This is a genomic window from Oleiphilus sp. HI0117 (genome assembly GCF_001635235.1).
Window position 1 is genome coordinate 1 of sequence record NZ_LWGA01000904.1, and the last position, 6,984, is coordinate 6,984.

Sequence of the window (6,984 nt, forward strand, 5' to 3'; positions counted from 1 at the left end):
TAAAACCAGAAAGCTCCAAATAATAAAGAATAAGCTTGATCCTATGAATAAACTCAGTGACGCAAGTGGAAACTCATAGTCCTTTGATGACGTGTTTTGGCTTTTGTTATTGCGCAATAGCGCCGCATAGATGCGAGATCCATGCTGAAGGTTAAGGCTGGCATAGCGAAAGCTGAGAGTGATAATGAGCAGCGCAGCAATTAGAGAGAACAAGGCCGGATAAAAGTTACTTGGCAGAACCAGATGGACGGCACTGCCAGTCAGGTAGCCAGGCAAGATATAAAACGGTGCCCAAATGGTTGCCGAGAGGGCATTGAAGACAGTGAATCTGGTTTGAGACATTCCAAGCATTCCTGCGACAATAGGAATGACTGGACGAATAGGGCCGATAAAGCGGCCGAGCATAACGCTTTTCCCACCGTGCTTATGGAAGAAACGCTCACCAGACTGAAGTGTTTTAGGGTAGCGGGAGAAGGGCCAAATGTTTCGCAAGCTATCTTTAAAATAATGACCAAGAAAAAAGCTGATGCCGTCTCCCAATATGGCACCGAGAAAGCCCGATAATAAAAGCCACTCAATAGGTAGATTAATGTGACCTGCCAAGGCTGACACAAGAAAGAGCAGCAATACGCCGGGTACGATTACTCCTGCAAGCGCCAGAGACTCAATAAATGCAATAAGTAAAACAGCCACGAAAACCCAGTTTGGGTTTAGTTCAAGCCATGCAATAAGGGGTTGGAAATCAGATTCTGTCATTGTGCCGGGTGTAAGTGCGAATAGTATTGAAAGATGTGCCGGGGTAAACAGACTTAGCCTCGTTGGGTCACTTTACACACTAATGACAAGCGAGACAAATTGTCAGAAGTCTTGAGCTTTCGCCAATAGAGGGGAGAAAGCTGTAAACAACGAACTTGTCTGTTTAGTGACTATGCAGGCAGACGCGGTTATGGCCGTTTTTTTGTGCTTCGATCAAACCAATCTGAGCGTTCTCAATTAATTTCTTTGCTTCGCCATCTCGATCGCCTGAGCAGTCATCAGGTATATAGGTTGTGCAGCCCAGGCTAACCGTAATTGCATCAACCACTGGCCAGTTGCATTCCTCTATGGTGCGTCGAATTCTTTCCGCAATAACTAAAACGCCCTCTGAAGGTGTGCAAGGTAAGAGGAGGTAAGAGGTCTGCTTTCCATCAAAGTAGTCGCTATCTCCTGCGCGAATCATTGCTTTAAGTGTCTCTGCAAATCGAGCAAGAAGGTCGTTTGTATTTGGGAGACCGTGCATGTCTTGAATTTGAGGGAAGTAATCGACTTCAAGGGAAACCAGAGAAAGGGGGTTGCCTGTTCGGTCAGCTCGGCACATTTCTTTTTTAAGGGTATCTCTCAAATGGCGGTAGTTATAAGCTTTAGTTAGTGGGTCATGTATCTCAAGTTCTACCAGTGTGCGACTGCGTTTCTGATGAAGCTGAGCATAAGTACTTGTTAGCCCCATAAATAATGCAAAGCTGGTTGCAAACTCTAGTGCTGAGATGATGCTGCTGGCAAATAGCAGTAGCAGTGAGTAACACACACCCATCACCACGTTGAATATGCTTGCTTGGCGATAGGGAAGGCATAGATAACAAAGAAGACCAATCGGAAATATCCAGTGCTTAAGCTCCTCAGGGTGTTCGCCTGCATTGGCGAAAATGCTGAGAACAGATATAACACCTACAGCGAGACAGGCTTGCTTGAGGTATTTGGCTTCGGGGGAGAACTTGGCGTATAGGCTTGTGCTTAAATAAACGATGCTTAGAAGTGTTGCAACGTAAACGAGCTCATAGAGACCGTAGCGATAATTTTGTATACCAAGCACAACCATAGCAATTGCGCCAAGCAGAAATAATGTGGCAGTAAGACGGGTTTGAAGCTGGATTTCAGAGAACATTATTGTGCTCCTTCTGCATTGGCTGGCGTTGCGTCTTGGGGCAGCTCATCGATGTCTCGATAGATGTGTGTTCTATTAATACTGGTAGCTTGTGTTTCTGATAAGGCATGGCTTGCCCGGCCTGTTATGGAGGTACTGTCATCGCCGATATTTAAGCAGGACACGCCAGCACTAACGGTAATACTTTCTCCATGAATCTCAATTTCTTTGCGGACTTTAAGTCGCAGGCTGTCTGCTATCTTGACTGCTTGAATCGAGCTGGTATGAGGTAAGACGATAAGAAACTCATGATGTTCCCAAAGGTAGTAACTGTCGAACAAGCGAAGGTTGTTATGGAGCAACTTGCCAATGGCAATCGTGACAGCATCTTGTTCTTTAGGGTTTAGTTTGGAAAGACATATTTTGTCAATTGCCAACGCGGCTGTAGACAATTCACTGCCTTCACGTTCACTGCGTTGAATTTCTTTTGTCAGGTCATCATCTAGATGTTCTTTGGTGGCTGCTTTGGTCAGGTTATCTGTACGACGCAGTGGCTTAAGCTGTTTTCGTCTTAGTTCTCTCAAGTAAACCAGGCAGCAGCTCATGCTTAGGTACAAAAGGTAGCTCATAGTATTTTGAATGTTTTCAAACGGAGAGCCGCTAGCATTCAAAGAGGCCAGGGCAAATACTGAGAATATCCCGACAAGCCATAGGGCAGGTTTGAATTCATAGAAAAAGAACAGCAATAAGGGAATGAAATAGGTCCATGTTTTAAAGTCTTCCAGGCCTGTCATTAAGCCTATTAGGGCAATGCAGGCGAGAGCCAGAGAACTGTGTTTAAACCAGATGAAGCTCTCTTTATCGGCATTTCGGTTTTTACTTTGCCACTGGTTTACAATGAGTAGCGCACACAGAACACCGATGCCGCAAGCGCTGATCAATTGCCCCTGAAAGAGCAGGGCGAGCGCTAAGGTACCTGCCAGAATAAGGGCATACAAGTAGGATTTTGAGTTAATAAGTAGTTGGTGGTCAGAATGTGCCATGTTGAAAATGTTGCTCGTTATGTTCTGGTCGTTGGCTCGCCAAAGCCTTGTGGTGTCTTTCCTTGCAGGTAATACGCAAAGGCAATTATTTCAGCTATTACCCGATATAGAACTTCGGGGATTTCTTCTCCCAGTTCTAGTTTAGACAAAATGCTGACTAATTCACTATTTTCGTATAAAGGTATGCCGTGCTCTTCGGCAATGCGCATTATTTCCTCAGCGAGCTCATTCTCACCTTTGGCAGTAAGTTTGGGCGCTGAAACTTCATCGTACTTGAGCGCGATGGCTCTTGTTTTCGAGCTGGTTTTGTTATTGTTGTTCATGCTTGAATATCTACCAGGCTTTGTGTCAACTTGGTGGCCTGTTGTTCTGGTAGGCCTTGTTGGCAAATAATATCGCCTACTTCTAGGCCTAGCTCTGAAAGCTTTTCCTTAAAATGTTTGCTCTCCCTTTGCGCGAGCGCGAAAGTATCGGCTTGATCTGCCCAGATAATGGATGAAATAGAAGGAGGGAGCAAGCTTACTTGAATATATATTGCTCCCAGGCCTTCTAAGTCGAAGGATAGTGATATTTTCCACTGCAATGCTTTGTCCTCAGATTCCTCTTCCTGGTTCTGAGTGGCGCTTTTTTCCTTATCGAGTCTCAGGCTGAAGGTGGTGACCCCTTGGTTGACATTCACCACGGGCAATTCAAAAAACCATGATTGAAGTGTATTGCCGTCACTGGTTTGGCTTTGAAAGAGGCTGTTCAACTGGTTGAACTGAATACGATTAAGCATTCCGGCAAGTATTTTCAAAAGCTGCCCGGTAGAAAACTCTTGCTCGGCAAAAAGAGCTTTGGCCTTCGCTGTTGTGTCGGACTGGATGCGCGGAAAATTAAAGGGAGTTGTTAATAGTTCAGGCTCTAAAAGGCTGCCAAGGAGTTTCTCTATCGCCTGGTTTTGTTCGCCGCTGCTATTTGCGGCAGGTAATAAGTTTCGGCTAATGCCTAGCAGGGTCGCTTTTAAATCGCTTGATATTGTCTTGTCTTGGCTTGGATCGGCTGCCGTGTTGCTATGTTGCTTTACAAGTTGCTGCAGCATGTCTAGTGCTTGCTTCGTGACTGCAGAGCTTGTTTGGTTGGTATTTTGAGGAGAGGGGGTTCCAGAAAGCGGGTTATTGGCAGTAGGTTTGGTCTGGTCTGCTTGCGCTAATGCTATTTTGTTCAAGGTTTTGAGGTTTTGGAGTTGCTCGAGTATTTGTTGTTTGTTGGTGGTGTTACTGAGCTGTGACTCCATGAAAAGACCGCTGTGTTTTAAGGCGTTTCTAATTGTGTCAGGAGAGCTTAGAGTGTCGCCTTGACGGCTGGCTTGAGAGATCTGCTCTGCGTGAGGAAGAGATTTGATCAGTGTTGCGATGCTTTCTAGCGCAACTTTTCGAGTAAGCGGCGATGAGCCTTGTGTAGGGGAGAGCTGGGTTTGTTGAGCGCTGGCTACCTTTGTTTGATTTTGAGAAATGGGCGGCGTTTGCGAAGTCGCTTTACTCATCTCATTCAGGGCAGCGAAGCCGGTACCAAGAGACAGTTGCTTCGGTAGCAGTTTTGCTAAGGTGCCTAATAGTATTTCGGTATTGATGCTGCCTTTGTCTGCTGGGATTTGAGCTGTGCTTCTATTAGTCGGACTGACAAGGATCAAAGCCTTGCTCTGTTGTGTTGATGAGCTTTCAAGCTTGACTAATAGCGTCTGACCTATCTCTAAAGGAATGCTGCTGGTGGTTGTGACAAGTTTGCCATTAATATTGAGTAGCCATTCTTTACTGCTGTGAGTGTTTACTGTGGCTGCTTTTCCTTCGATTACCGGCTGTTCCTGGTTAGTTTTTGGGGGGGGGGGCTGAACAGTTGCCTGGTATTGCTTACCGGGTACCAGTTTAAGCTCTTCAATGCTGGTAATTTGTGATCTAGAAAGAGTGCTTGTACCTTTGCTGACGACCTCTGGCGTTGACGGTGGTTTTGGTGTGATGTCCATGACGTTGCTGTATCCCAGGTGCTGCCAGAATAAATCTCGATTGGGACAGGGTTTTATTGTGAACAGGCTCCCAATCAAGACGCTTATAGATTATTTCACAGATTATCCCAGATATAATGGAGACGCAAAAAATAGAATTACGGAAAGATATTCCTGATGTTTTTGAATAGTGTCTCAGGAAATAGAGTGGTACATGGATTAGCTCATAGGAAATTAGGGTGTTATGACAAAGCAGGCATTTAAATTATTTCTCGCTTGGTGTGTTTCAATCGTTCTGGCAGGTTGCGAAGGGCGAGTGGCAGAAACGGCACCAGAAACAGTAGACGATACTTCACCACCTTCTACTCCGGGGCAAGATTTTCAAGATGTTGCTATCGACGAAACTTTTTTCTCTCGCCCGTCTGACGAGGTGAGTGACAGTTTGGGCTTATATTCCTTCAGTGCTCCAGAAACAGAAAGTTCGACGATTCAGCATGAGGCAGTTTTTTCCTCTGAATCAGGAATGATCTTGAGCCTGAATACTTCCGATAGCAATGGAGCCAAGCCGGATATTTCAATCTTGGTGAGTACCGATACCGTCTATAAAGTTGACCATGAAACGAATGAACTCAAGGCTATCAATCACTTTAAGAATGAAATATGTGAGATTCATCCAAAAGAGCTAGTCGTCTCTTCTCTTTCTGATTCCGGTACCGGTACCGTTGAGACCTTTTCGGTTAGGCATGCGGAGTCGGTTTATGTTGTGACCGCAGTCGATGAGGAAGACGGTTCAGCGTGTGAAAACATGGATGCAAGTCGAACATATTATGAACTACCCTTAAACTATCAGTTCGATGCTTCGTTTACAGACCCCTCTCTTACTGATGAGTTGCTTATTGTTGATGAAGCTCAGGCTAAAGCAAAGTTAGTGTTTGGCTGGATTGATAACCCGGATAATGCAGGGGAATATATTTTAAATTATGGTTACCTTGGTTATAGCTTTGCGCTGAGGAAGTTAGAGTTTTTTGACCAGGACAGGAATTCTGTATGGTCGCAAACCAGAGAGCTTGCTTCCTACCCATCAATTGACGCGAATGGGTTTACGTCTCCATTTTATCTCTTTGATGTACGTACCTTGGATAATTATCAATACCTGGTCCAAATGAATCAGGATATTTTTGTTGTCGATGCAAGCACAGAGTTTTTTGCAAAGACTCAGAGTGATGTCGGCACAATATTGACCGATCGGATAATAAATATCGGCAGCTATGCTCCTTATATCGCGGGGGGTGTCGAGCCAGGGATTTATGAAGTAGAAGCGTATCATGATGATGATGACTTAGTGATCATTGATGAAGGGAAGATTTTTACCTACCCATTTTTACAAAACCAATTTACGCCTGATAGCGTCAGTCATGACTACCTTGTTGAGACAAATGACGGATTTATCTATCAGGAACAAGCACACAGACGCAAGAAAACGTTTTCACAATTCGACTATCAGCGCTGTGACGAAGAGGATGATGCTTGTAATGCCGCTCATGATGTCACGGCTTCTTCCTGGCAGTTTATAACGGATTGTGATGCCGATCTCGGCTGTCAGTTGGAGCAGGATGTTGCAGACTTGTGTGAGACTCAAGAAGAACATGATGTGAGCCAGTCTGGCAGAAATATTTGTTCTGCCGAGTTTTTTGAGCACTTGGGGGAGTTGAATAATACAGAGAACGATGCCCAGTTCGTTGGTTATATGCAGTACTTGGCAGATTCCTTGAATAAGTATGAAGTGAGTATTTTTGAAGACAGCTTGTTGTTATCTGCATCAATGCTCGAAAAAGATCTGATTGTTCGTTATTTTTATAAGCAGTCTTTGTCAGCGCCAAAATCAGTACGTGAGCATGTTATGTTTGGTGCTGAATCAGATCTATATGCTCTGGAGCACTTTGTTGAAAATAACAACGTATATATCAGTGCTTTGATTCCAGGAGCGGTGAGAAGTAATGAGTGTTATAAAAACTACCTTCGTGTTGAGTGTGACCTGGGTTCCCAAGAAGGTGGTGGGA

The 6,984-nt window shown here is 44.7% G+C and carries 6 protein-coding genes; 1 reads left to right on the top strand and 5 read right to left on the bottom strand.

Annotated elements, in window-relative coordinates; translation table 11 throughout:
* The 5 genes from A3757_RS16010 to A3757_RS16030 all read right to left on the bottom strand — a co-directional run.
* On the bottom strand, positions 1-756 hold a 756-nt coding region (locus A3757_RS16010; protein WP_197470075.1), incomplete at its 3' end, for a DedA family protein.
* Between the two features lie 163 nt (positions 757-919).
* The gene (locus tag A3757_RS16015) at positions 920-1,921 is read right to left on the bottom strand and encodes a GGDEF domain-containing protein (protein WP_068553493.1); all 1,002 of its coding nucleotides are present in this window, start codon (positions 1,919-1,921) and stop codon (positions 920-922) included.
* Positions 1,921-2,943 carry a diguanylate cyclase domain-containing protein gene (locus A3757_RS16020; RefSeq protein ID WP_068516232.1) on the bottom strand — a complete coding sequence of 341 codons (1,023 nt, stop codon included), beginning with the start codon at positions 2,941-2,943 and terminating at the stop codon, positions 1,921-1,923. The genes A3757_RS16015 and A3757_RS16020 overlap by 1 nt, the downstream gene beginning before the upstream one ends.
* Positions 2,944-2,960: 17 nt before the next feature.
* Positions 2,961-3,266, bottom strand: a complete 306-nt coding sequence (locus A3757_RS16025; protein WP_068516235.1) for an EscU/YscU/HrcU family type III secretion system export apparatus switch protein — start codon at positions 3,264-3,266, stop codon at positions 2,961-2,963.
* The gene (locus tag A3757_RS16030; protein ID WP_068553492.1) at positions 3,263-4,945 is read right to left on the bottom strand and encodes a flagellar hook-length control protein FliK; all 1,683 of its coding nucleotides are present in this window, start codon (positions 4,943-4,945) and stop codon (positions 3,263-3,265) included. The genes A3757_RS16025 and A3757_RS16030 overlap by 4 nt, the downstream gene beginning before the upstream one ends.
* A gap of 223 nt (positions 4,946-5,168) precedes the next feature.
* On the opposite strand from A3757_RS16030, the gene A3757_RS16035 reads away from it, so the two are divergent.
* A partial coding sequence (locus tag A3757_RS16035; RefSeq protein ID WP_156506356.1) for a hypothetical protein occupies positions 5,169-6,984 on the top strand: 1,816 nt, incomplete at its 3' end.

Bases quoted from the DNA above. Each gene is read 5' to 3' on its own strand.
- A3757_RS16015 (WP_068553493.1), bottom strand. From the start codon at position 1,921: ATGTTCTCTGAAATCCAGCTTCAAACCCGTCTTACTGCCACATTATTT.
- A3757_RS16020 (WP_068516232.1), bottom strand. From the start codon at position 2,943: ATGGCACATTCTGACCACCAACTACTTATTAACTCAAAATCCTACTTG.
- A3757_RS16025 (WP_068516235.1), bottom strand. From the start codon at position 3,266: ATGAACAACAATAACAAAACCAGCTCGAAAACAAGAGCCATCGCGCTC.
- A3757_RS16030 (WP_068553492.1), bottom strand. From the start codon at position 4,945: ATGGACATCACACCAAAACCACCGTCAACGCCAGAGGTCGTCAGCAAA.